The 24,240-nt window shown below is 40.4% G+C and carries 13 protein-coding genes; 9 read left to right on the top strand and 4 right to left on the bottom strand.

Annotation, left to right across the window (positions count from 1 at the left end):
- The first annotated feature begins 1 nt into the window (after position 1).
- From NHH16_RS03760 to NHH16_RS03745, 4 genes are read left to right on the top strand one after another with little or no spacing between them, the layout of a single operon-like run.
- Complete coding sequence (locus NHH16_RS03760) at positions 2-760, top strand: ABC transporter ATP-binding protein (protein ID WP_262068273.1); 759 nt, start codon at positions 2-4, stop codon at positions 758-760.
- 11 nt (positions 761-771) lie between these two features.
- Positions 772-1,482 carry an ABC transporter ATP-binding protein gene (locus NHH16_RS03755; protein WP_262068272.1) on the top strand — a complete coding sequence of 237 codons (711 nt, stop codon included), beginning with the start codon at positions 772-774 and terminating at the stop codon, positions 1,480-1,482.
- Between the two features lie 13 nt (positions 1,483-1,495).
- Positions 1,496-2,122 carry a cytidylate kinase-like family protein gene (locus NHH16_RS03750; protein WP_262068271.1) on the top strand — a complete coding sequence of 209 codons (627 nt, stop codon included), beginning with the start codon at positions 1,496-1,498 and terminating at the stop codon, positions 2,120-2,122.
- A 24-nt stretch (positions 2,123-2,146) separates the two neighbouring features.
- Entirely contained in the window at positions 2,147-2,995 is an 849-nt protein-coding gene (locus NHH16_RS03745; protein WP_262068270.1) for a magnesium transporter CorA family protein, read from the top strand.
- Here the strand turns inward: NHH16_RS03745 and NHH16_RS03740 are convergent.
- Positions 2,992-3,468: an S-ribosylhomocysteine lyase gene (locus NHH16_RS03740; RefSeq protein ID WP_262068269.1), complete on the bottom strand. Its 477-nt coding sequence runs from the start codon at positions 3,466-3,468 to the stop codon at positions 2,992-2,994. The two genes, NHH16_RS03745 and NHH16_RS03740, sit on opposite strands and share 4 nt — an antisense overlap.
- Before the next feature lie 110 nt (positions 3,469-3,578).
- On the opposite strand from NHH16_RS03740, the gene NHH16_RS03735 reads away from it, so the two are divergent.
- Positions 3,579-4,190 carry a histidine phosphatase family protein gene (locus NHH16_RS03735; RefSeq protein WP_262068268.1) on the top strand — a complete coding sequence of 204 codons (612 nt, stop codon included), beginning with the start codon at positions 3,579-3,581 and terminating at the stop codon, positions 4,188-4,190.
- A 2-nt stretch (positions 4,191-4,192) separates the two neighbouring features.
- Positions 4,193-5,188 (top strand): tryptophan--tRNA ligase, encoded by a 996-nt coding sequence (gene trpS, locus NHH16_RS03730; protein WP_262068267.1) that lies wholly within the window; start codon positions 4,193-4,195, stop codon positions 5,186-5,188.
- 33 nt (positions 5,189-5,221) lie between these two features.
- On the opposite strand, the gene NHH16_RS03725 is transcribed toward trpS, so the two are convergent.
- Positions 5,222-6,853, bottom strand: coding sequence for an ABC-F family ATP-binding cassette domain-containing protein (locus NHH16_RS03725; RefSeq protein WP_262068266.1), 1,632 nt, complete (start codon positions 6,851-6,853; stop codon positions 5,222-5,224).
- Between the two features lie 119 nt (positions 6,854-6,972).
- Here NHH16_RS03725 and NHH16_RS03720 point away from each other — a divergent pair, with 119 nt between their 5' ends.
- A complete protein-coding gene (locus NHH16_RS03720; protein ID WP_262068265.1) occupies positions 6,973-7,830 on the top strand; it encodes a patatin-like phospholipase family protein in 858 nt (285 codons plus the stop codon).
- Here NHH16_RS03720 and truA read toward each other — a convergent pair.
- Positions 7,827-8,564, bottom strand: a complete 738-nt coding sequence (gene truA / locus NHH16_RS03715; RefSeq protein ID WP_262068264.1) for a tRNA pseudouridine(38-40) synthase TruA — start codon at positions 8,562-8,564, stop codon at positions 7,827-7,829. The two genes, NHH16_RS03720 and truA, sit on opposite strands and share 4 nt — an antisense overlap.
- A 98-nt stretch (positions 8,565-8,662) precedes the next feature.
- On the opposite strand from truA, the gene NHH16_RS03710 reads away from it, so the two are divergent.
- A complete protein-coding gene (locus tag NHH16_RS03710) occupies positions 8,663-9,139 on the top strand; it encodes an acyl-CoA thioesterase (protein WP_262068263.1) in 477 nt (158 codons plus the stop codon).
- A 109-nt stretch (positions 9,140-9,248) separates the two neighbouring features.
- On the opposite strand, the gene NHH16_RS03705 is transcribed toward NHH16_RS03710, so the two are convergent.
- Positions 9,249-10,454 carry an AfsR/SARP family transcriptional regulator gene (locus tag NHH16_RS03705; RefSeq protein ID WP_262068262.1) on the bottom strand — a complete coding sequence of 402 codons (1,206 nt, stop codon included), beginning with the start codon at positions 10,452-10,454 and terminating at the stop codon, positions 9,249-9,251.
- A 350-nt stretch (positions 10,455-10,804) separates the two neighbouring features.
- On the opposite strand from NHH16_RS03705, the gene NHH16_RS03700 reads away from it, so the two are divergent.
- The gene (locus NHH16_RS03700; RefSeq protein ID WP_262068261.1) at positions 10,805-24,166 is read left to right on the top strand and encodes a SpaA isopeptide-forming pilin-related protein; all 13,362 of its coding nucleotides are present in this window, start codon (positions 10,805-10,807) and stop codon (positions 24,164-24,166) included.
- Positions 24,167-24,240: the final 74 nt, after the last annotated feature.

Here is a 24,240-nt window from a genome sequence, read left to right as displayed (position 1 = left end):
GATGAAGATGTTAGAGGTAAAGAATTTATGCATCTCCTTTGGTGGTCTCCATGCGGTAGATCGTTTCGATCTAAGTATCGATAAAGGGCAGCTTTACGGCCTCATCGGTCCCAACGGTGCCGGTAAGACCACGGTTTTCAACCTTTTAACAGGTGTATATAAGCCAGATGAAGGGATTGTGAAGTTAGAAGGCAAAGACATTACTGGGCTAAAGACCACCGAGATTAATAAGGCTGGGGTTGCCAGAACCTTTCAAAATATCCGTCTCTTTAAAGAGATGACGGTACTGGATAATGTAAAGGCAGCACTTCATAGAAGCTATCGCTACCAGACTCTAACGGGGATATTGCGTTTGCCCGCGTATTACAAGCAGGAAAAGGCCATGGATGAGAAGGCGTTAGAACTACTCGAAGTATTTGATCTAGCCGGTGAGAGCGAAGTCCTTGCCGGAAATATGCCTTACGGTAAGCAGAGAAAGCTAGAGATTGTTAGGGCTTTAGCCACCAATCCGAAGCTTCTCCTTTTAGATGAGCCGGCTGCGGGAATGAATCCCCAAGAGACTGGAGAGTTGATGGAGACAATTCGCTTTGTCAGAGATAATTTTGAGGTGACTATCCTACTGATTGAGCACGATATGAAGTTGGTTAGTGGAATCTGTGAAGAACTGACAGTGCTTAACTTCGGGGAAGAGCTGACCCACGGTAAGACCACAGAGGTGCTTAATAATCCTGAAGTAATAAAGGCCTATTTGGGCGAGTAGGAGGACGGTTGATGGCAATGCTAGAAGTAAAAGATTTGGATGTATACTACGGCGTAATTCAGGCCCTTAAAGGTGCGACTTTTGAGGTGGATAAAGGCGAGATTGTCGCCCTTATCGGTGCTAACGGCGCCGGCAAAACCACAATTTTACACACGGTGACAGGACTAATCCCGCCAAAGCGGGGAGAGATTATCTTCGAAGGAAAAGATATTACGAAGATACCTGCCCACAGAATCGTGGAAAGAGGAATTGCTCACGTTCCCGAAGGCAGACGGGTTTTTGCCGACTTAAATGTCTATGAGAACTTAAAGATGGGAGCGTATACTAGGAAAGATAAACATGAAATCGCGGAAAGCTTGGAAAGCGTCTATGAGCGCTTCCCTAGGCTTAAGGAGCGCTTGACTCAGCGAGCTGGTACCCTTTCAGGGGGCGAACAGCAGATGCTGGCCATGGGCCGGGCGCTGATGAGCAAGCCGAAGATGATTGTGATGGATGAGCCCTCGATGGGGCTTAGTCCGATTTTTGTCAATGAAATATTTAAGATTATTGAAGATGTAAAGGCGGCAGGAACCACTGTGCTTCTCGTCGAACAAAATGCGAAGAAAGCCTTATCGATAGCTGACCGCGCCTACGTACTGGAGACGGGGAGTGTGGTTATGTCCGGAAAAGCGGACCAGCTGCTGAATGACGATGGCATTAAGAAAGCGTATCTGGGAGAATAGGAGAGGATTTCTAATGGAAAAAAATATCGTTTTTACAATTGCAAGAGAATATGGAAGCGGCGGCCGTACCATTGGTAAGATGTTGGCAGAGCGCTTAGATATCCCTTTTTACGACCGGGAGATTTTGAGGCTAGCTTCTGATGAAAGCGGCATTAGTGAGCTTTTATTTGCGGAAGCAGACGAGAAGCTTAAAGGGAATCTACTTTTCAACATTTCGCGTAGCGTCTACGACGGCAGTGTCCTTGGACCAGATTCCGATGATTACGCGTCCACTAAGAATCTCTTTAACTTTCAGGCAAAAGTGATTAAGGAACTGGCGAAGACTCAGTCCTGTGTGATTGTTGGTCGCTGCGCAGATTTTATCTTAAAGGATTATGACAATGTCATTCGTATCTTTATCTATGCCGATGAAGAGTTTAACTTTAACCGGGCCATGGAGCGTAACTCCATGACAGAGGGCGAGATGCGTAAGTATATCGCTAAGCGAAATAAATACCGGGGCGATTACTACAAGCACTACACCGGCAGAGACTGGCACGATGCTAGACAGTACGATCTATGTCTGAATAGTGGAAAGCTAGGATTTGAAAAGACCCTACAGAGCATTCAGTCCTACCAGGAGATACGCTTTGGAGACTAGGTGAACAACGAAGGAGGGCGTTTGATGGTTATTGTGCAGACCCAGGCAGAATTTAAGAAGACGCTGGATCCCCTGCCTCATCATATTCGGATCAAAAGCGCGATAGAAAACACAGGTAACTGTAAGCTGGAGCTTCTAAAGGAGGCGGTTGTTGGTAGCTTTCTAATTCCTGATAAAAAGAATTTGATGCATTATTGCCATGAGTTAGCTTTCTATGTGACAACTCAGGACATTTATCTGATTGGCGACAAGAAAGAAGTTGGTAAAATTTTAAGCGATGTAGCGAAGATAATGAATATCGAGTCGCTGCCACCGCTGTATTTGCTTTTTGAAATTATGGAGATATTTATTAAGGATGACTCGGCTTTTCTACAAAGATATGAAGAAAAGCTAGAGAATGAAGAAGCGAAATTCGTTGACCCGAAAAATAGTTACTACAACGAGATGTTTTTAAAGGTGCGAAAAGAACTGATGCGCTTGCAGAGCTATTATCAGCAGCTGATTGATATGTCGGAGACGCTAATAGAAAACGATAACCAGATGGTGGATGAGGCACTAGAGAAGCTTCTTAATACGTTTTCTAAAAGAGTGGATCGGTTATTTGACCACACCCATCGCATCAAGGAGTACATGATTCAGATAAGCGAACTTCATCAAAATCAGCTAGATATTCGTCAAAATGCCATTATGAAGGTCTTGACGGTGGTGACCACCATCTTTATGCCTCTGACTTTGATTACCGGTTGGTACGGCATGAATTTTCATAATATGCCAGAATTACAAAGCGATTACGGTTACTTAGTCATTATTCTCGTAAGTATCGTCGTAATCGCCTTGGAAATATGGATTTTTAAGATAAAAGACTGGTTCTAATCGGGATAGACCAGGCGCTCAGGGGTAATATTCGCCAGCACGCTTACGTATTTCCTAGCTAGATATTTGGCCATAGGTAGGTTCATATCTAGGTAGTTGCCGCAGTCCTTGGCGCTAGCGCCGGGGATCTCACCTTCAAAGTCTTTCATAAAGGTGAAGAGCTCGGTTATTAAAGGGAGAATCTCTTCTGAGCGATAATCTCCGATTAACAGTAGGTAAAACCCGGTGCGACAGCCCATGGGACCGAAATAGAGGATTTTATCTTGATAATCCTTATGATTACGCAGAAAGGTAGCCGCCAGGTGCTCAATTGCATGCATTTCGGCGGTGTTCATGACCGGTTCATCATTTGGACCGGTCATGCGAATGTCAAAAGTGGTGACGAGCGTATCCCCTACCGGATCTTTTCTAGAAACGTAGAGACCGGGCTGCAGTTTTAAATGATCAATAGTGAAACTTGTGATTTTTTCCATAATAGAAGCGTCCTTTCCTTGAGATGTTCTGTTATGGATTGTACCACTTTTTGGAGAGTTATGGTATACTAGAGCAGGAAAAAAGTAAGGAAGTAATTGAGGTATTAGCAATGAATTTGTACATTGTCCGTCACGGTGAGACGGATTGGAATAAAGAGAAAAAGGTTCAGGGAAGGATGGATATTCCCCTAAATGAGGCGGGAATTCAGCTGGCGAAAGAAACGAGAGAAGCTCTTAAAGATATTAATTTCGACTACGTATTTACTAGCCCCCTAAAGCGAGCCCGGCAGACGGCTGAGATTATCGCCTTTCCCTACACAGAGCAAGTAAAGACCGATGACCGGCTAATCGAGATGGATTTTGGCGAATATGAAGGCTGGAGTGTAACCGAGCGAGAAGAAAACGCCGAGTTTATGAAGTTCTTTACCGATCCAGTAGGGTTCGTACCCAGTGCGGGCGGGGAAAGCTTTCAAGATATCTTGGAGCGAATTCGCAATTTTACCGAAGAAATCTTTAAGGAGCCGGTACTACAGGATAAAGATGTGCTTATCGTTTCTCACGGGGCCGCGATTAATGCCCTGCTAACCGTTATCAAGGAGAACCCCTTAGAGAAGTTCTGGGGCGAAGGCGTGGGTGGAAATTGTTCGGTGACGAAGGTAAGTGTCTGGAAGGGCAAGCCAGAGATAATATACGAAAAAAGAGCGTTAGGGAAGGAAAGGTAATTATGCTAGGAGATAAGAAAGTATTATTTAGTGGAATGCAAGCCACAGGAAATTTGACGTTAGGAAACTATCTAGGGGCTCTTAAGAACTGGGTGAATCTAAGCGATGAATACGAATGCTTCTATAGTGTCGTGGATATGCACTCCATTACGGTGCGCCAAGACCCAGCGGAGCTTAGAAGAAGAGCACGGGCTCTTTTGACATTGTATATTGCTGCTGGTCTTGATCCAGAGAAGAACTGTCTCTATTATCAGTCTCATGTAAGTGGACATGCGGAGCTTGCTTGGATATTAAACTGCTATACGTATATGGGTGAATTAAATAGAATGACTCAGTTTAAGGATAAGGCGGCTAAGAATGAGGACAACATTAATGCTGGTCTATTTACGTACCCAGTTCTAATGGCAGCGGATATTCTTCTTTATCAGGCGGATGTGGTGCCAGTAGGCGTTGATCAGATGCAGCACCTAGAGCTGACCCGGGATATTGCAGAACGCTTTAACAATATCTACGGCGACGTGTTTACCGTACCGGATGCTTATATAGGGAAAGTGGGGGCGAAAATCATGTCCTTACAAAGTCCTGACAAGAAGATGTCCAAATCAGATGAGAATCCCAATGCTAGTATCTACTTATTAGATGATCCGGATACGATTATCCGTAAGTTTAAACGGGCGGTTACAGACTCCGAGGCCAATATCTGTTACCGAGACGAACAACCAGGGATTAAGAATTTAATCGATATCTATAGCGTCTGCACCGGCCAGACCCCCGCTCAGGTAGAAAAGGAATTCGCCGGTAAAGGTTACGGCGACTTTAAACTAGCGGTAGGCGAAGCGGTGGTATCCGTCCTCAGTCCTCTGCAAGCGGAAGTGAAGCGCTTAGAAAAGGATAAGGCATACATCGATAATGCGATAAAAAATAACGCTGAAAAGGCCGATTACTTTGCCAATAAGACGCTTAGAAAAGTGAAAAAGAAAGTGGGATACCCACAATAAGGAAAGGGGACACGCAAAGCGTGTCCCTTCTTCTTAATCTTCTTCGGTATTAACGGTGTATTTTTGGCGTTTTCTAGCCATTTCGTCGTTTTCCAAATACTCATCATAAGTAGTAATCTTATCGATTAGCTTACCGCCAGGAACGATTTCCATAATTCGATTAGCGGTAGTCTCTACGATTTGGTGGTCGTGAGAGGTAAACATAATTACTCCCTTAAAGTTAATCAGACCCTTATTAAGAGCGGTGATGGACTCCATGTCTAAGTGGTTAGTGGGCTCATCGAGAAGCAACACATTGGCTTCTGAAATCATCATCTTTGATAGGAGACAGCGAACCTTTTCGCCTCCAGAGAGAATCTTAACCTTCTTAACGCCGTCATCGCCGGCAAAAAGCATCCGTCCTAAGAAACCACGAACGTAAGTCACGTCTTTATTCTCCGAATACTGAGTTAGCCATTCGACAATGGTGTAGTCGTTGTCAAACTCTTTCCCGCTATCGAGAGGGAAGTAAGCTTGAGTGGTGGTTACGCCCCATTTATATGTGCCTTCATCGGGCTCCATTTCACCCATTAAAATCTTGAATAAGGTGGTCTTTGCTAGCTCGTTACCACCGATTAAAGCGACTTTGTCTTCACGACCAAGGGTAAAGGTAAGGTTATCTAAGACTTTTTCACCGTCAATTGTCTTGCTTAGGTTTTCTACAGTGAGCACTTCGTTGCCGATTTCTCTAGCAGGACGGAAGTCGATGTAGGGATACTTTCGGCTTGAAGGCTGGATATCGTCTAATTCGATTTTCTCTAAGGCACGTTTTCTTGATGTGGCTTGCTTTGATTTAGAAGCGTTAGCGCTAAAGCGAGAGATAAATTCTTGAAGTTCTTTGATTTTATCTTCCTTCTTTTTATTGGCTTCCTTCATTTGCTTCATTAATAACTGGCTAGATTCATACCAGAAGTCATAGTTACCAGCGTAAAGCTTAATCTTGCCATAGTCGATATCGGCAATCTGGGTACAAACCTTATTAAGGAAATAACGGTCGTGAGAGACCACGATTACGGTATTATCAAAGTTAATTAGGAACTCTTCTAGCCAAGCGATAGCGTCTAAGTCCAAATGGTTGGTAGGCTCATCTAGCAACAGGATATCAGGATTGCCGAAAAGGGCTTGAGCCAATAAGACCTTTACCTTTTCTGGTCCGGCAAGGTTTGCCATTAACTCGTAGTGAAGGTCGGTGGCGATACCGAGACCGTTCAGCAAAGTAGCAGCATCAGATTCCGCTTCCCAGCCGTTCATATTGGCAAATTCACCTTCTAGCTCACTGGCTTTTAGTCCGTCTTCTTCGGTAAAATCCTCTTTCGCGTAGATGGCATCTTTTTCTTTCATAATTTCATAAAGACGCTTATTGCCCATCATAACCGTATCTAGTACGGGAAATTCGTCGTATTTAAAGTGATCCTGTTGGAGGAAAGAGAGACGCTCGCCAGGGGTGATAATAACCTCGCCTTTGGTGGGTTCTAATTTTCCCGAGAGAATTCGGAGAAAAGTCGATTTACCCGCACCGTTGGCACCGATTAAACCGTAGCAGTTCCCTTCCGTAAATTTTATATTGACATCCTCAAAAAGGGCTTTCTTACCCACTCTTAAGGTGATATTACTGGTACTAATCATCATATACTCCTTTTCGAAATAATAATCTACACATACACTCGATATATTATCAAAAAACGTGGAAAATATCAAGGTTTGGGAGTATAATAAAGGAGATTTTTAGGAGGTTGATAACAAATATGGAAAAAGGAACGATTATCTTAGAAGGTGGCGCCAATCGCGGTCTATTTACGGCTGGTGTCCTAGATTATTTAATGGACCAGGAATTTTACTTTACCCACGTCGTCGGGGTGTCTATGGGGGCTTGTAATGCAATTGATTATGTCTCCCGGCAACCAGAGCGGACCAAGAAGTGCATCATTACGGATACGGAAGAAACGAATTATTATTACGGACCTACAGAAATATTAAAAGAAAAAAGCATTATGAACATGGATTTGATCTTTGATAAGTTGCCGAATGAGCTCTTACCCTTTGATTACGAGACGTATTTTAAATCAGCTATGAAGTGTGAACAGGTTGTCACTAACTGTGTGACAGGTAAGGCGGAATACTTAGACGAGAGAGAAGATAAGCAGCGTCTACTAGATATCACCAGGGCGTCGTGTAGCATGCCTTTGGTTACGCCGATGGCTTTTGTTGACGGAGTTCCTTACCTAGATGGCGGCTTAGCAGACTCGATTCCCATCAAGCGAGCCATGACCTACGGCAATAAGAAAATCGTCCTTATTCTGACCAGAAATAGCGGCTACCGCAAGAAACCTACAGGGAAAGTGGTGAAGGGATTGTATGAAGGAATGTATAAGCGTTATCCGGCCCTAGTAAAGACCTTGATTAATCGCAATGCCCAGTATAACCGGACGCTAGAAAAGATTGAAGAATGGGAAAAGAAGGGCTATATCTACGTGATTAGACCAGAAATGCCTACCATCTCCCGGCTGGAGAAGGATTCTAGCAAGCAGGAAGCCTTCTATCAGCACGGAGTAGAGCAAATGACCCGTCAGTTTGACGAAGTTAAGAAGTTCTTGAAAGGCTAATACGTAATCTCTTGTAAGAAGAGACCTTTGGGATCGCAGGGAGCGCTGGCTTCTAGCGATCCTTTAAAGATTTCGGGAATATCGCTTATGGGTCGATTACCTACCCCGATATCTAAGAGGGTACCGACGATAATACGGACCATATTGTGAAGAAACTCATCGGCGTGAATCAGGATATATAGCTCATCATCGTCGCCGTAGACTTCGATTTCATAAACTTCAACGAGGTCAGAACGATGGGATTTGCCAGAGGAGAAATTGTGAAAATCATGCTTGCCCACAATCTTCATCGCTGCACTTCTAATGAGTTCCTTATCTGGTTCTTTAAAGCTAAAAGCAGTATGCTTACGGTCAAAGACTCCAGGCTCATCGCCATAGGTTAAGTGGTAAAGATACGTCTTCGAAGTGGCATTTAGCTTCGCGTGAAAGCGTTCAGGCACTTCTTTGGCGCTAGTAATGGCGATATCCATAGGCAAATACTTATTCATGTAGTGTTTCATATCCTCTAGGGGAAGGTTAGAAACGGTTTTAAAATTAGCAACTTGAGCATAAGCGTGGACCCCTACACCGGTACGAACGCCAGAGTGCAATTCCACGTCGTCTCTACCTACCATCTTTTTAATGACCTCTAAAATCTTGCCTGAGACCGTATTAAAAGCACCCTCGTTCCCATGTCTTGACCAACCTTGATACTTCGTACCGTCGTATTCGATTGTTAGCATTATATTACGCATATAAACATCTCCTTTTTTCAGTGGTTTAAGTATAACAAAAGATATGCTAGAATTAAAGGGATTACTTGTGAATAAAACGTGAAGGGGAACTGGTAATAATGACTTTAAAAGCAAGAAAAGTAAATGAATCAATCGTGGAGAATATTCGGATTGTAAGACCTAATCATCTAAATGGCAGTGGCCGTCTCTTTGGTGGGGCACTGATGCAGTGGATTGATGAGGTGGCTGGTATCGTGGCGATGAAGCATACTCGGGGGAATGTGATAACGGCTTCTGTGGATCACTTGGACTTCTTGAATCCGGCTCATGAGAATGACGTAATCGTGATGATTGGCAAAGGGACTTATACTGGGAATACCTCTATGGAAGTGAAGGTAGACTCCTTTGTGGAAGCCAGAAGTGGTGAGCGTACCCTGATTAATAGAGCCTACTTTACCATGGTAGCTCTTGGCGAGAATGATAAACCAACGTGCGTACCAAAGCTTATCTTTGAAACGGAAGAAGAGCTTACAGAAGAAGAAAACGCCAGAAAGCGCAGAGTGGTAAGAATGATGAGGAAAGAGAGTGGTTTTTAGAAATACCACCCAATAGAAACGCCGTAAATCTAAGATTTATCACAAAAAGATGAGCGAAAATCCAAATAGGACTTTCGCTCATCTTTTTGCGTGCTTTCATTAAAAGAAATCATATAATTTCCTTATATTCGGTGTCTAAAAAGACACTAGAATGCTTCTTTTTCTTTTCGTAACCAGCAAGGATACGATTTTTTACAATCTCCACACCGCTCTCGCTAGGAGCGTTAATAATTAAAGAATACTGGCAAATGCTAGATTTCGTATAGACGTCATTGTTACGGAGCTTTTTCTTCATAACCTGGTGAAGAATTTCCATCTCATCTTTCAAAGTTTCGGTAATAAGTGAGTCCTGACTCTCGTCCTCTAGGGTTAGTAGTACTAAATAGAACCTACTCTTTGCGCGGCGAGCGGAACGTAAATTTACTTGGTAGATATTTTGGAAAATATCAAAGTTACAATAGAAGCTGCCAGATTTTACATCTTTATCCCGTAAGGATTTATCTAAAGTATTAAGGGTTTGGAATTTATTTGGCAAGTGATTTAAGATCGCCTCATAGACATCAGTCATAGATTCAGTAATATCCAAACCGTGGGCGGTATTAAACATGGCCAAAATAGAGTAGTAGTAATCTAGTGCTACTTGTGTCTTGCCGATATTAAGCAAAGTGAATATCTTTTGCTTATGCAGCGTCTCGTCAGTGGCGGGAGAGAGCTTTAAAGCTTGATCACAAAGGTTTAATACCTCTTCAAAACGCTCTTCTTTATTTAGCAGATAACACATGGTATTGACGCACTTTACGTATAAGTTGCCATAGTAGTTATTCCGGAACATGACCCAGGAATGATGAGAGAAGATATTTAGAAATTCGCCTTTATACAGCTTAAAAGCTTTTTCCAGTAGTTCATACTGCTCCTCAGGATCATCTTCACGGAAAGCCTGATGGACGGACTTTTCGAAGTTATAGATATCGATGTTTAAAAAAACATCGCGGTTCCAAGAGTAGGTGTTGTTGTTCTTGGAGATAAACTCAATGTTCTCGCCGGGATAAAAGGGCTCTAGTAATTTTTTGGTGCGGTGCATCAGCGTCCGTAAAGCACCAGCGGGGTTATTGCTTTCACCGTCAGGCCAGAGGACATCGATTAACATTTCAGATGTAATATCATTCCCTTGATTGGACAGGAGATACCCCAAAAGTAAGAAACTAGAAAGCCCGGATTTGCCCGTTGCAAGAAGGGAGTGGTTTTTATTAGAAACACTAAAAGCGCCAAACATGTCCACTGATATGGGTGCGGCTAAAACAATTGATTTATTCATACGGGTATCCTTTCTCAAAATCATGCTTATTTGAGTCGATTCTAACCCAATTAGAGATGTTTGTAAATATTAAAAGTATATAAAGTGAAGTGTTTGAGTTATTTTTGTAACGCTTATGTAACGCTTTCTAGATAAGGTGAATTAAGTTATTTATGAAAATTATAGTAGTTTGTTACGTTAAAAATGCAGTTTAAGACATTTGTTAAGCGCTTGAATAAGGCTAGTATATAATGACTAAGTAGGATTGTGTCATTCTGTGACCTAAAAATCCTAATATTACTTTTTGTAACGCAAGTTAACATAGATGGATTAAGAGTTTGTGAGAAATTGAAAATATGAGGAGGTAAAGTATGAAGAAAGCAAAGAGAGTAGTTGCACTGTTATTGGCGGTGCTAGTATTCTGCACCTCGGACAGCTACCTATATCAGGTACTGGCAGAGGAGGCGCCGATTGAGGAAACGACGCCGACAGACACAGAAGGAAACGGCGGTACGACCGATGGTTCCACTAATCAAACGGGGGACACCCAAGGTGGGAATGAAGATGGTGGTTCTGAAAATAATGCCGGCAGTGAGGCTGCCGGTGGCGGCGAATCGCTAGATGGGAGTTCGAATACTACCGTTCCAGAAGGGACAGAGTCTAACACAAGCGATCAACTAGGGACAGCGGCCATTCAAACACTAGAGGGTGGCGTGAGTCAGAATGCAAACGCCTTTGCTACATTAGAAGGCAAGCTAAACAAGACACAAGATGAGATCACAATTCAATCTGGAGACTCCTTTGATTATGATCTTAAATATGTTTTGAATGCGCAGGGATCAGATGATACAAATCTGTACAATGCATTGTCACTTACTGTAGTGCTTCCAAAAGGCTTCGAGGTGGCGAAGGATGAAAACGGCAATTTCATTCTTTCGGGTGCAGGAATTACTGGTAGCAATCTAATATATAATACTTCGCTTAAGAAATACACCTTAGTTATAAATTTCGAAAGAGGGATTGAAACAGGTGCAGAAAAGTCATTAACGGTCAAGTTAAAGACAAAAAACTTTGAAATAGCACATTTATCTGAATTTGAAATGGATGCTTACTTTGATGTAACGCTTGGTTCGGATAATCATTTAAAAGTAGATGTTGACAAAAAAGCCAAAGTGACTGTTGAAGCAGATGATGGTTGGGAAATTGATAAAAGACATGATGGCGGTGAAAATGTTCAAAATACTGACGCGTATAGAAAAATAGATACTGATACCGACGAATATGTATATACCTATTATATTGACTTGACTTCTACAAAACCAGACGGTGATGCAGACGCTTACGGTCGTATGAATTTTAAAAAGGAAAATGGTGAAGATCTTTTTAAGATTATAGACACATTGCCCGTAGCAGGAATAAAAGCAGGTGCAGGTGCTAAGTCGGTTAAAATTACTATCGGAAATGGGGAAATTGATTTAGTAGAGGGAAAAGACTATAAGGTTGCAAAAGATGCGCACGGTGATATTACGAGTTTTGAAATCACTAGAGTGAATAAAGCAAGTGCTGATGGCGAATATATACCTAAAGGTGCTGCGTTACCAACTAAGTACACAGTAGAGGTTAGATATCCACATGCACCTTATAAGTTTGAATATGGGACGCAAGAGCCGTGGACGATTGTAAATAATGCAACTCTAGATTACACATTGATTGACGGTGAGAGAAAAGAAAAAGATGACCATGCGGAATTTCTCATTGGAGAACCCAAAAACAAATTGGATGCAATCCAGATTCCTATTGTAAAATATTTGTCTTTAGGAAAAGGAGAAAATGGTAGCGAGGAGATAGTCCTCGATAAGACTACTAGAGGAAAATACGGAATTGGTTCCATTAAGTTTAAAATCACTGATACACAAGGTAATCCGATTAGAAATAATGAAGGTTCGCTACTCGATGGTAATAGTGCCATATTTACAGTAGGAGACAATGGTAACTTATCAATTCCTAAAATTAAAGACGAATCTGCGGATTATTTACTTACTGAAATCGTAGAAGATGGTGAAACGGGGATTGTCAAACCGCCTACTTCTGGTTTTGTGGTTAGGTACGACGCTACTACAAAGAAGTTTTCAATTGTTAACGCGAATAACTATAAGGTTTCCCTTGTAGAAGTAGATACGAAAATCAAGGTTGTAAATACGTTAGCTAAAAATGGTGCCGTTGAATTTTATAAATACGGTAAGGACTTAAGTGGGAATTATAATCCATTAGATAATGTTAGCTTCTTATTTGTTCTTAAGGATTCCGAAGATGGGGGCGTGACGGTCAATCCTGGATCCGACGGAAAGGTTCGCTTAGATGGGCTTGCATCTGGTGAGTATTATATATATGAAACTAGCAGTGGATATTATCAATATGATGCACCTAATCCACTTCTACCTATTGGATCTGTAGAAGTAGTGGACGGTAAACTTTGTGCACCGATATTTTCACCAGCTCAAGATGCACCACCTGCAGGTATAAACTATAAATCGCCTTTTTATATTAACTATACTAATCAAGGTAGTTTCAAAATCAAAAAAGTTGTTCAGAATTATAAAGATGGTAAAGTGGATGGTAAAACGCTCCTTGAGGATCCAGCGACTTTCGAGGTGTATGGAACAACAAATAAAGCGCCGTTTAGTGAAGCGCCGACAGTTGCCGGTCTTGATGGACCTGCCGATGGATGGGTGCGTATTGAAACACTAGTGACTGAAGGTGGAGAGGCCACTTCAAGCGCATTAAAAGAAGGATATTATGTAATCTTAGAGACCGAGTCACCTAAAAATTACAATATCGTTGGCAATGGTATGACGGTAGTGCAGGTAGAAAAGAGCAAAGCCGCTAAAGAATATGAGATAATAAACTACTCGAATCAAAGATTCGATATTATAAAATACGGTACATACAATGGAAATACTATAAAAGATGGCAATATTCTCAAAGGAGCAACCTTTGACATTTATCGTGATGCAATTTATTCGGATAATCCAGATGATATTGATATTATCGATGGAAAAGTTAAGGTGATATCAGATCTTATAACAGAGGCAGATGGAAGCAACTTGGCAATTACTGAGCAAAAGGAGCTTGCTCCAGGTACGTATTATTATAAGGAAACAAAAGCGCCGGATGGCTTTAAGGCAAAAGATGATTCATATAAAGAGTTTGTTGTTGAACCTGGAAAGAATGCTCGTGTTGTAGTCTATAATGTTGCCGAGAGTAATTTTGGTCGAATTATTATTAAGAAGAAAAGCGCTCATGATGAGCAACCTATGGATGATGTTAGCTTTGAAATCTACAGTGATAAGGAATGTACACAACTAAAAGATACGCTGATTTCGGGAACTGCTCTTAATGGCGCTAATGAAATAATTCCAGGAAAAGCGCAGAGCAAGCTTCTTCCTTATGAAACCTACTACATTAAGGAAGTTAAAGGTGAGAAAAACGCTGATTATATCGTGTCTTCAGAACCTATAGCAGTAACGCTTGATGCTGAAAATAAGGAAGTAACAAGAGAGTGGCTTAACGTACGCGGAATTGAGTTACAAATTGAAAAGGTTGACTCAAAAAACGCAAATATTAAATTAAGTAATGCGAAGTTTAATTTGTATTTATCAAAAGATGATGGAACGGAAGAGTTAGCATACGAAAACATTTCTGACGAGGAAGGTATTTATAGTTTCGGTGGCCTTATTCCTGGTGCGGAGTATAAGCTATATGAAGCGAGTGCGCCGGAGGGATACAAGCCGGTCAAGGAGTATTCTAACTACGTCGAAGGTAAAGGGCTCCTTGTGGGGACGTACACAATCCCAGCGCTTGGTGGAGAGAATTATCAAGGTGGATTTGTATACAAACCAGAGGCTGCTATAACCAATGATCGACTGGCTGATTTAGTGGTGCTTAAAAAGACGAATAGTCCTGAAATTAATGGTGGTTCTGTCGCATTACAAGGTGTTGAATTTAAGCTTTATGAAGATGAAACCTTGTCAAAAGAAGTGGCAACGACTAATGGAACAACGAATGCCGAAGGTAAAGCTACATGGGAAAATCTAATTCCTGGTAAGACTTATTACTTAAAAGAAACGCAGACCGTTGACGGGCATGAGCTAGACAGCAGGGTTCACACGATAGTTCTGAATCCTGGCGATAATAAAACGGGTTACGCTACGAAACTTACAGAAATCTTTAACAATGCTGATAAGGGTATCCTTGGAATATCCAAAGTTAGTGAAGCGTTAAACGGAGAAAAATCCCCATTGGATAACATTCAATTCAAGATTATTGACACGGATGCTAATCCAAATAAATATGTGACGGACAGCAATGGCAATGCACTTACGATAAAAAATGGCCAGAAACTGTTTTTAAAAGCAGGTAACTACAAACTAGAAGAAGTACAAAATGATGCTAGTGCGGGTTATACATTAAAAGAGGGCACAGACTTAACGTTTGAAATTGAAACGGGAAAAATTTGTAATAAATTTACAGAGAAACCGATTGTAAATATTGCAAAAGGACAATTATTCGTTGATAAGAAAGGTGTATTTACTGATACAAAAGGAGAAGAAGTTCTTATCCCGATTTCGGGTGCAACCATCGAAATATATAACGCTACAGAAGGATTCCAGAAGCAGGAGGAAGATCTAAAAAAAGCACCGTTAAAGGTAACGCCAGACGGTAAGAGTACAGTTACAATGTCAAGCTCTTCATGGGAATCCATATTGTTACCAGAAGGTGAATATTGGGTTAAGGAAGTTTATGCACCAGAAGGTTATGAGGTAGGTGCGAATGCTATTTACAAAATTCGTGTTACAAGAGGTCAGGTTGAAAGTCAAGATGCATCAGAGAACGGTTCAACAAATAAAATCGTTATAAAGAATACGCCGAAAGACTATACGACGATTAGACTCAAAAAACTTGGACCAGACGGTGAAGCAATAACAAATGTTGAGGCTGGAGCTAAGTTTAAAGGTTATTTAGAAGTTAAAAAAGACTCTGATGAATATAAAGCTGCTACTGAGGCTGGAACAGTAGAGGAGTATACCGATGCAGATGGTACTCATTACCTTGTACCTTGTGCAATTGCAACATCAGGAGATGCAAATGGTCTATTACAAACTTCAACAGAGGATGGCACTGTCTTGACTATTCCTTTAGAGGTAAATAAGGATGGAAAGCTTATCTATTGGTTTAAGGAAATAGAACCACCAAGGCCAGGTAATTACATCATTTCAAATGAATGGTCAAAAGTTGAAATCACGGCTGATGATATTGGGAAAATTGTAGATAAGTCTATAACAAATGATAAAAAAAATACAGTTGGCGGTGAAAAGACTGCAAGTAATTCAAAAGGACAGTCAGGAGTATATCTAGCATTATTTGAAGATCCTATTGAGGCTAAAGCGGTTAAAGGCTATTTGAAAACGGGTGGATTCCAAAATACCAATGATTTTGAGGATAGGCGTAAGGCTTTAAAGAGTGCACTTGGTTCTGCACTTGAAGGTTCGACAGATAACTCTATTAAAAATCCGTTCGAAAACAAGGCGTATAACGGAATTCAGCTTGATCTGGCTGATGAAGGATTTAATAAAATTAAGCAGATTGCGATTACAGATGTTAATGGTAAGTATACATTTTCAAATTTAGAAGCAGGCAAAACATACTATATTGTAGAGTTGCTACCAGCAGAAGGTTTTGCTTATAAATTTGATAATGACGGTGTAGATTCTACTTGGACAGTAAAATATGAGAATGGTGAGTATTCGACAGCGGCAGAGTCAATATATAACTATGTATTAGAAGAACTTCAAGTTAAAAAGACGACAAAAGTCGGGGATTATGAAATACCAGTTGAAGGCGTGCTGTTCTTTGTATATCCTGCAAAAGAGGAGCCGAAGGACTCAGGTAAATATGTTCAAGCTTCAAATGATAAGGTGGCGTATGGGTTTACCAAAGCAGATGGTGTATATACATCGATTCCGCTTGAAATAGGGCATTATATAGTAGTTGAGGCAGATGCAGAAGACTATGGAAGTGATTATGCGGCCGAAAATAGTCCTTATCTCAAACCGCCAGCGTCTATAGAAATAGGGAATAAAGACGGAAGCAAGCAGGTGCCTGTAGAAGTAGATGGAGAAGGAGAAATTAATTCGCTAGATGGTGCTACAATTCAAAACACTGCAAAGTACGGATATTTTGCATTACAAAAACGAATTAATGGAAGCAGTTCGAAAGAGCAAAATGTCACTTTTAAACTAGTAAAAAAAGGTGAACCGGGAAACAGTGATAGTGTTATTGAGATACCTGCGCTCAAGATAAATGCAAATACAAGCGAAAGCGAAATTTGGATTTCTCAATTGCTTCCAACGGGGACATATACCATTACAGAAGAGTCTATGGCTGGATATACAATTAAAGACTCAAATGGAGAGAAAAAATCCATAACGTTTGAAATTAAAGCAGGTTGTATAACGGGATATGATGCAGAGAAAGGTGGTTTCATATTCTATGGTGATGGCATTATTTATAATAACAAAAAAGAAGAAATCGGTGAATTTGAGCCGGAGGATGCCAAGATACCATTAACCTTTGAGAATGACAAGCAAGGTAGTCTAGAGCTTACCAAAAAAGGTATTCGGGTAGCAGATGATGGTACTGTGACGGAAGAAAAGCCACTAGAGGACGTTGAATTCGGTTTATACAAACGCACAGGCGAAAATTCAAAAACAGATATCGATGGAAAAGACCCATCATACACAGGTAAAACGAGTAGTACAGGTGTACTGACAATTAATGATATCGATGCTGGCGATTACTGGCTTGTAGAGCTTAATTACGGTAGTGATTCTGATAAAGCCGAATATGAGATGATGAATCCTATTGAAATTAGAATCGAGATAGGACAGAAGTTAACTCAAGTAAAAGGTTCAAATGTTTTAGTTAATGAATCAACTTATGGTCGCTTCAAATTTAAGAAGATTGATCAGAATAGTGGTACAGGACTCAAAGATGTTGGTTTTGGAATTTATACAAAGAGTGGCGAGACCTATACGGAAGTAACACCGAACAAACTCTATACTTCTGGTAGTGATGGTACTGTTATTTCTGAGCCGTTGCCTGCAGGAACGTATTATGTAAAGGAAGTAAGTGCAAAACAGGATTATTTGGGAAATAAAAATACTTATTTTAAATTTGAAGTTATGGCAAAAACATTAACGGATTACTCTTCTGTGGTAGATAAGCAAATCAAGAATGAACGGGTTTTCGCCTTGAAATTTAAAAAGGGCGATTCCCAAGATAAGGCTCTTGATGGTGCGAAGTTTGTAATGTCTACAGATAAAAGCGAGGTTGATAAAGCAGACAAAGACAGCGTGGCCAGCGATAAGTTAATGATTGCAGAAAGTAAGGATGGTGGCCAAGTTACTTTTAGCGGCTTGACAATTGGTGGCACTAATACTTCTGCGACTAAAACCTTTTATGTGAAAGAAGTCGTTGCACCAAAAACAAGTAAAGATGGAAAAGTTACTGAGGAGTACATTTTATCTAATAAAGTTCATACGATTACCGTGGGTTACAAAGATATAGCCAGTACGGGTGTCTATGTATACGAACCGAAGATAAATGAAAAAACAATAACTGTACGTAATGATCGAAAAGGTAAGTTTACATTTAAAAAGGTAGGCAGCTGGTTAGAAGAGGGAGTGTCTGGTGTGAAGCCGCTAGAAGATGCCGAGTTTAGCTTCTATAAGGTTGATGCTATTGGTGATGCCATTAAGGAAGATGCAAAGTCCGTCGATACAGTCAAGACAAACAAGAAAGGTGTTGGAACGACGATTCCACTAGAGGCGGGCGTCTATGCTTTTAAGGAAACGAAGGCGCCAGAAGGCTTTGAATTATTAGAAACCACCTTCTGGGTAGTAATTGATAACAACGAAGTGAAAAATGACTACTATACATCCAAGGATTCAAAAACTACCGACAATATCAATAATGACGCGCAAGACGGCGACTTCTTCTTAATGAAATACGATGGTAAGAAGGGTGATGAAATTAGTTCCCTACATCCACTTGACGATTCTGTCTTTAGGCTAGAGAAGTATATTGGTGAACTTGCAAGTGGCGAAGAGCCAGAAGCAGATGATGCGAAATGGGAACCGGTTAATAAGGTTAATCCTTATATTAGACCTACTGCGAAGTCAGGGTATCCTTCGGGATATTTGACGCCAGGGTGGTATCGTGTAATTGAAGATGAAGTAGCATCAAAGCCTAAATACACGGATGATAATGGAGTTGATTCTCCGGTTACCTTTAGCATAGATACGACACCGATACAATTCCAGATTTTTGCCGGTCAAACAACGAATGTATATGCTTATAATAGCCCGAAGGTTACTGTTCAATTAACTAAGTATGGTGATACAAACAACAACGGCGAGATAGATAAAGATATTGACGTTAAGCTTTCAGGAGGCAAGTTTAAACTGACTTATGATGTGGAAGGCAATCATACAGTTAAAGGTGCTTCTAAAGACTTGGCAATTGCAAACGGTGGTGTTGTAACTTGGAATGCAATTGATGCATTTGCAGATAATGAGCATGCAGAATGGGTAAATCCAGATAATAAATATGATGGATTAAAGGTATACGTTCACGAAGTGAGTGTAGGAACGAACAATCAGAATTACGATATTAATGAAAAGCCAACAGCAATAATTATCGTACCAGGGAAAAAGGTTACAGATAATCTAATCTTTACCGGAGAGATGTTAGACGCTTCTAATAAAGGTGTTATAAATATTGTTAAAACAGACGGTGAAGGTAATTACCTTGCAGGGGCTAAGTTCACGATTTCTGAGAAACTAGCTGATAACACATATAAGCAACGGGATGAAGTTGTATCTACAGGTGATTCTGCGGGTGTCACATCTAAGGCATTACCTGCAGCAAAAGAAGGTACTACATATAAAATTACAGAAGTAGAGGCTCCTAAATCTTATATGTTAGATGCTAACTACACGGTGCTGGAACAAGAAGTAACCTTGTACCCGAATCAAGCAGTACCAGTAAGTGTTGAATTCACTAATAAAAAGGTACCTGAGAATAAAGCTGATAATTTTGCAGGAACAAAAGGAATAAAACTACCAGAAAGCAGTAACTATTCTGAAAGAGTGGTTTTAGGAGAGAGTTTAATAACTAAGGCAGATGGCCAAAACCTTGGCTTTAAGATTAGTGGATTTGCAAAGGGTGATAATGTCTATCCGGCAGAAACTTTAGCGGTTGAAGATAAGGGAATTAAGTTATATAGCGCTAAAGATGGTGGTAACCGAGATAAAGAAATTTCTCTCACAAGAGCGGAAGATGTAACATCAGTGAAAGATTATAAGATTAATAGCATCACTGTTCATGCGGCTACGAATAGCGCTGAAGCGAATCCGCTTGCAAAGAATTTAACGGTTAGTGCGAAATTGTATATTATGGATTCATTTGACAACCTGGATCATGGAACTTACGTCGAGGTCAAAGACGAAGCTATTGTGTCGCAATTAGCAGATTTGAGTAATGATCAAATTATCGATTTTAATGCTGCCGGTCTTAATGTCTACGGATTCAAGGTAGTATATGAGAATGTATTAAAGTCATTTAAGACAGATGGCATTGAGTTTAATGCTACATTTGCTAATCGCTCCAATTGGCCTTTGCTCGGAGACAATAAACCATTACCTGAAGTACGCTTTATCTATAACCAAGCTTCTATTATCTGGAGAGAATGCATTAAAGGGTCTGATGGTAAGAACATTATCAAAGAGGATACTACAAAAAATACTAACCAGGTTTGGGCAGAAGTGCCGACATACCAGAAGGATTTCCCAAAAGTAACATTGACAAATGAGATTAGAAATCCAAAAACCACAGGATATGCACCTGGTGAAGATGTTACCTATCTTCTGACAGCGACTAATGTTGAAAAGGAAAACGGTCCTAACTTTACGAGTCCGATTATTAGTTTCCGGATGCCTGGAGATACCACTTTAAGAGAAGAATATAGTGATGGACAACCATACATTATTCTCTTAACAAGAAACGGACAAGATCCAGAGCCAGTTACGGCTTTTGAGGTGAGCTATGTTACAGAATATAATGGAGATAAGATATATCCATTTATAAGTAGAGGAATGGACGGACTCAATGAGGATACAACTCGTTCAACCACGCAATATTCATTAACGTTTGAAGGGTTAGTGTTAGAGCCAGGAGATCAGTTATCTATTCAATTTGTTGGCGAAATATCTGAGGATAAGAAAACAGGTGTAACAGGAAAAACTGATTTAGTGAAGTTATTTGAGCCAGCGTACCTATCAAGTGCATATAAGGTAGAGAAAACGGCCGAAAATCCGAATGGAATGAGTTTCAAAAAAGGATACGATCACGATGTTCTGATTACAAGTGGAAAGGAACGCGATATTGTTGATGCGGCTTCAAATCAGAGCGGAATGGAGTATATTCGCGCGATAGTCGAGACCTCATTACTTGATCATAGTGATGTTCGTATTCATAAAGAAATTTCAACGGATAATAGTAATTGGCTGGGTCGAGGAATCACTGCAGAAGTAAACAGCGGTGGAAGTATTTATTACAGATTAACAGTTATGAATTACTCTAGTAATGTTCAGAAAACCGCAAGAATACTTGATGTATTACCATTTGCTGGTGATACGATGGGGGTTTCTGGTAAACCACGAGATACAGATATTCCAGTACCTACAGCAGATAGAGATAACCTTACAGTTGTAAAGGTTCATGATGAAGGCCAAAAAGCAAAAGAATACTATTATGTTGAGGAGAATTTGGGCGATAACTCCTTTGTCGGAAATACAAAAGATGTAAACCCAGATTTATATGCTCCATTACTTGTAGTGGATACGATGACGGCATGGTCTAACTGGAAACCTACATTACCTACAGGAGATGAACTACGAAAAGTTTCAGCAGTTGGCCTAGATATTGATTTTGGAGAAGCAGGGCTTAAGCCAGGAGAATCGTATTCTGTAGTTCTAGAAATGAAAGCTCCAAGCTTTTCAACGGCTCAGTCAGAAGAATTTGTTGGCAAATACATGAATAATGCTGTAATGGCTAACAAGCTGATGGCTGGTGATGAAAGCTTTAGTTCAAAAGCTGTTTTGGAAAGAAATCCTGTTAAGGCAAGAATGGTTCTACCAAAAGGCGAGTTAGGTGATCGCGTATGGTACGATAGCAATAACGATGGAATTCAAGATGCTGATGAAAAAGGAATTATTGGAGCCACAGTCGATCTTTATAAGACAACATATTATAAGTTAGAGGGCAGCGATAAAGTATTGTCCATGACTTCGAAAGTTGACAGTATGAAGACAGATGATGAAGGTAAGTATTTGTTTAAGGAATTAGACTGTAATTACCTCAAAGCTTCGGGCGATTCGGTGGATACTGAAGATCCATATAATTATGTGGGTAATAAGTACTATGAATACCATATTCAAGTTACGTTACCAGAAAATGATTTACGGGTTCCAACACTTAAGAATATTGGTGACGATACCAAAGACTCCGATATCGAAAGAATCGATCCAGATACAAAAAGAGATATTAGTGATCGTGTTCGCTTGGAAATCAAAAACGAAAATGGAGAATTAGTTCCTGAGAAAAATTATGATCTTGATGCTGGTTACATTGATTCTTATACAATAGGTAACTATGTATGGGAAGATGGTAACTACGACGGTTATCAAAATGAAAATGAAAAAGGAGTATCAGGTGTCTCTGTTAAACTTTACCAAGTAGATGGTAAAGATGGTAAGATTGCTGATAACCAAATGCCTATTAAAACAACTGTAACCTCAACAGACGGTAAGTACCAATTTGAGGGACTTAATAAAGGGTACTATGTTGTTGAGTTTGATGTCTCAGCTCTAACTTATAAAGATGAAGAGGGCAATAGGTGGCATAGTTATACGTTTACAGATTCTCCGGCTGAACAAGAATGGCCTCATGAATATGACAATGATGCGATAAATGAGTTAAGCGGTTCCAATGGTAAGGTAAGTCGCACAAATGTTATTGAAATATCTAATGAAGCGTTAGAGGAAGCCAAGATAGACGACCGTAGGGATATGCGTTGGGATGCTGGTCTAGTGAAATATAGTGCTTTAGGAGGATTAGCATTTGAGGATTTAGATTATGATCATCTACACATAGATGACTACCTAGCCTTAGAAGGAATTGATGTTTATCTTTACGATGTAACGAGTGAAGCAGGAGAAGGCAAGTTAGTTGACCAGACCAAGACGAATAGTGAAGGTCGATACTTATTCGAGAACCTTAAAATTAAAGCTGACGAATACCGTGATTACAAGATTAAATTTGTATTCCCAGATGATTTATCTATTGTTGAAGGAAATCAAGACGCAAGCGAGGTTGTAAATTCAGGTTCAACATCTTATGCAGTTGATGCGAAACTTGATACGGATTCAAAGGTAGACTCAGATGTGAACACCTATATGCCGAAAGATGGTAGTGATAATGGATTAAATCAAGTTGGTTATATTAATCGAGTAAGATTATACCAAGGAATGCGTTCGATAACTTGGGATGCGGGAGCGAATAAGCGTAGCGCGATTGGCGATAGAGTATGGCTAGATGATAATCGTGATGGTCTACAAGGTCCTACAGAGAAAGGATTACAAGGAATTCGGGTCGAGCTTCAATACAAGGATAAACCTTCAGAAACATGGGAATTCAAAGCAAGGACATACACTGATGCAAATGGTAAGTATCTGTTTAAGAATCTAGAAAGTAGCGATGCTATTGAAAGAGTTTACCGAGTGGTGTTTGTGTTAGATGAAAGTGATCGTCAAGTTACCCTTTGCAACGTAAGAGACTCGCTGACAGAAATCGATAGTGATGGAAATGAAGTTGTAATTGTTGAGGCGAATGCTGAAACAGATTCAGATGCATTATTATTCTATCACGCAGATATTGTAAATCCGGACTTGAGTGATCCAACGTACCCGAATTGCACAGGTGGATATGTGACAAGCGCAATTAAACCTGGGTATGGTGAGACAGATCTAACGTGGGATGCAGGTGTGATTCCTGTACTAGCTTCGCTAGGCGACTACATGTGGCACGATATAGATTACGATGGAATTCAAGATTCGGATGAGGAACCAGTTGCAGGTGCTCGGATTGCACTTGAAAGAAATGATTTGAATGCCCGGACAGTGAGCGGATGGAAAGAAGTAGCATCAACGTATACGGATGATACAGGTTATTATGCGTTCCATCTAATAAATCCTGGAAACTATAGAGTGCGTTTCTATATTCCTGATGGATACACAGCAACGAAGTACAACAGAGGAGAAGGAGATAACGATTCTCACGCTTCTCGTAGGGCAGATGGTAACTCTTATTACAGTAGACAAGTTTATCTGAAAGAGGCAACATTTGATCAGACATTAGATGCAGGTATTTATAATCCGAAAGAACGTGTAGTTAGAAGAACTGTTCGAAATTATCGACGTAGAGTACGTTCGGGAGATAATAGTAGTTTGATGCTTTGGTCGTTGCTGCTAATGGGATCTATTGGAGTCATATCAATAGGCGGAATTAGCAAAAAAAGAAAGAAAAAGATCAAAAAAGCGAAAATGACCTCTTAATCGTCCAATAATCTTCGGGACTGTAACAAGAATGTAACAGTCCCGAGGTAAAATTGGTATATAAGTAATGGATA

It is taken from the genome of Ohessyouella blattaphilus (genome assembly GCF_024721265.1).
Taxonomy (GTDB): Bacteria; Bacillota; Clostridia; order Lachnospirales; family Lachnospiraceae; genus Aequitasia; species Aequitasia blattaphilus_A.
The sequence above is the reverse complement of the archived record's forward strand: the minus strand, read 5'-3'. Positions and strand labels throughout refer to the sequence as shown.